General features: G+C 48.8%; 4 protein-coding genes. All 4 read right to left on the bottom strand.

Annotated elements, in window-relative coordinates; translation table 11 throughout:
• Positions 1 to 662, bottom strand: a 662-nt coding sequence (locus AC1DUA_RS36460) for a hypothetical protein (protein WP_477504378.1), incomplete at its 3' end; no start/stop codon positions are given.
• Positions 663 to 679: 17 nt separating this feature from the next.
• Positions 680 to 1,687: an SRPBCC family protein gene (locus AC1DUA_RS36455; RefSeq protein WP_477504377.1), complete on the bottom strand. Its 1,008-nt coding sequence runs from the start codon at positions 1,685 to 1,687 to the stop codon at positions 680 to 682.
• Positions 1,688 to 1,725: 38 nt separating this feature from the next.
• Positions 1,726 to 2,220, bottom strand: a complete 495-nt coding sequence (locus AC1DUA_RS36450; protein WP_477504376.1) for an acetylxylan esterase — start codon at positions 2,218 to 2,220, stop codon at positions 1,726 to 1,728.
• Positions 2,221 to 2,240: 20 nt separating this feature from the next.
• Positions 2,241 to 2,638 (bottom strand): acetylxylan esterase (locus AC1DUA_RS36445; protein WP_477504375.1); only part of this gene is annotated, 398 nt, incomplete at its 5' end.

Here is a 2,638-nt window from a genome sequence, read left to right as displayed (position 1 = left end):
GTATTGGCACATGCGTACACATCTCCTTGATGAGAGACTAGCCGGTTCAAAAACATCCCTTCAAAACGTATTTGATGGAAGCCTCCCATCTTATTGCCCATCACCAAACCTCCGCGCGAGGTTGTTCCTATCAACATTTGGTTGAAAACAGCCATACTTGTCACCGCTTGATTGAGCGAAAGGTCGCACCAATCCCCTGTCAATAAATCATAGAACGCGACGCCATCCTCATATCCAAGAAACAGAAAATGTGGAGTAACCAGCATATCGAACGTTTTCTTGTCGCGATAGGCAAGTGGCTGCCACTCTCCTTCACTTCCGCATAGGAGCCCTTTGGAGGTCAGCACAAAACGATCCCCCCAACCGATCACCCGGTAGCAGGGATCACTAACAGAGGTTTGTTTCCAAACCTCATCTTCCAGCACATATAAACCACAATTCGTTGAGGCGTATAATTGAGAATCCACCCAGTCCAAGCGATGGATATGTAGATGATCAGGTAACCCTTGGGAAGCATTCTCCCAGGAGTGGAGAGGCGTGAATTGAAATACACCATTTCCATCTGTTCCAGCGTACAGGACCCCTTCGTTCGAAGTGGTCAACGTTGTGAAACGCAGTGGCAGTAAGTCATTGCTGGACTGCCAGAATCGATTGCTATCCATGAAGCTCCTCCTACTTTTTACATGACTAACCGGCCGGAGCAGCACGGACAGTTATCATTTTGCCTATATACTTCTGAAACCAATTTTAAATAGTCCATGGAGCTGCTTACATCCATATCCTCCCGGTTCATCCGGTATTGCTTCCCATTCATCATATTCCAGACTTGCAAACGCTCCGGCATTTTCCCAAATGCTTTAAAGCAATAAACAGCAGTCATATGGTAAAACATCTGCACCGCTGCCTCGTTTTCTTCCATCATATATTTATGGATAACGAACGAATCCTTCGTCGGCTCCATGACCTGCATGATCATAGACAGACCCAAATTCAACTCTTCAACCCAAACATTACTGCTCTCAAAAAGCATAAGCGGGCATTCCACGGAATTGTCTCCAGTAAGTGCTTTATACAGATGCATAAGCACGCTTCGCTTAACATCCACATAGCATCCAAGTGAATCAAACTTGCGAAATTTATTCGTCCAGCGACGCTCAAATAAGTTTGTTAAGGTCAGAAATGTTCGTGACTTCAGCGGTAGACTGTACCATTCATTAATCGCGTGGTAAGCGGCATACTGCGTAAGCTGTTTCCAATCAGGTTCATCCGGTCGGCCCTTACTGATAACTTGCGCATGGCTCCGAATCCAACGCTCCAGTTGATAATCAGTAAGAACTTGCATCGTCCCCGTATACACAAAGGTATCAATCATCCGTGTTCCACCTTCGGCAGGGAGAAACTCGTGGGTATGCTTGAAATCTTGGAAGGCTCCACGAACCTGTTCATCAACAAAATAATGAGGGCGTTCCATCTCCGTTATTTGCGCGGTCAGCTTCTGTTTGATCCCAAAATGGATCGCTTCCCAAGTCACGCTCTCCCCTAATTCGATAAGCCCGCTTGTCCGGCCACCTATCGGCCTTTCCTTGGTTTGGGCCGTGGACTTCGCATGGATGTCGATGCTTCTGGCCAAGTCAAAAATCATTTCCGCCGGTGCGTTAATGAGCAGTTCAATTCGAATGGACGGCATGCCAAAGTTCCTTTGCGTTTTTTTTTGATTTCACTCATTCACCCAAAGCTTTCCTGCAAAAAGTGAATGACTTTTCTGTGATGCTCCTCACTGGTTTCATGCCCCGAGAATGGATAATCGTAGATGAGCTTCGAACATGTTAACCGATTATAAGCGGCATATATCGTATCGGGCATACAGACGGTGTCCTTCCAGCCGACCGACATCAGCACAGGAGCTTGAATACGATGAGCAAGGTTCACAATATCAAAATAAGCCAATGATTCCAAAGCCTGTCCCAGCTTATCCGGATGGCGTTTCAAGTAGTTGGCGATCTCTGCGAGAGAACCTGTGGAGTGAAGAATGCCATAATCTAAATGGCACAAGTTCGGAATGTCGGCAACGACAGCCGTGATTTGAGGACTGAGCGCTCCTGCGAGCAGCGCCATGCCGCCGCCTTGGCTTGCGCCGACAGCAGCTATTCGGCTAGCATCAATCTCAGGCTGCTGACTGGCGACTTCCACTGCTCTAACGACATCCAGTGCAAGCGCCAAATAATAGCTGCGTTCCTTGCTCAGCAGGTTCTGTGAAACCCAGCCTCGCGAAGAGCCGGCATCATCCTGAAGGAGATTGCCAGTTTCCCGATTTGCCCTCTGGCATCAACAGCCAGAACGGCATAGCCGAGCAGCAGCCAGACCGCATATCGCTCCGGGAGGCCTCTGTCTCCGCCATAACCTGGGAACACAACGACACAAGGCGGTTTCTGGGCTCCACTCGGCTTATCAGGGACGAGAAACCATGTGTTAATTGGCGTGCCATCGTGGCCAAGATAAGTCAGCTTCTCCATCCGCACGGAAGGAAAAAGCGGGGATTGCTGCTCCCTTCGGATCGAGAACGGTTGCCGGGATGCTACTTCGAGCGTATTGTTCCAGAAGGTATCGATACTGCTCCTATCCAGCGTKGGTGCTGGAG

It is taken from the genome of Paenibacillus sp. 01T422 (genome assembly GCF_056398785.1).
This window is presented reverse-complemented; position numbering and strand designations above follow the sequence as displayed.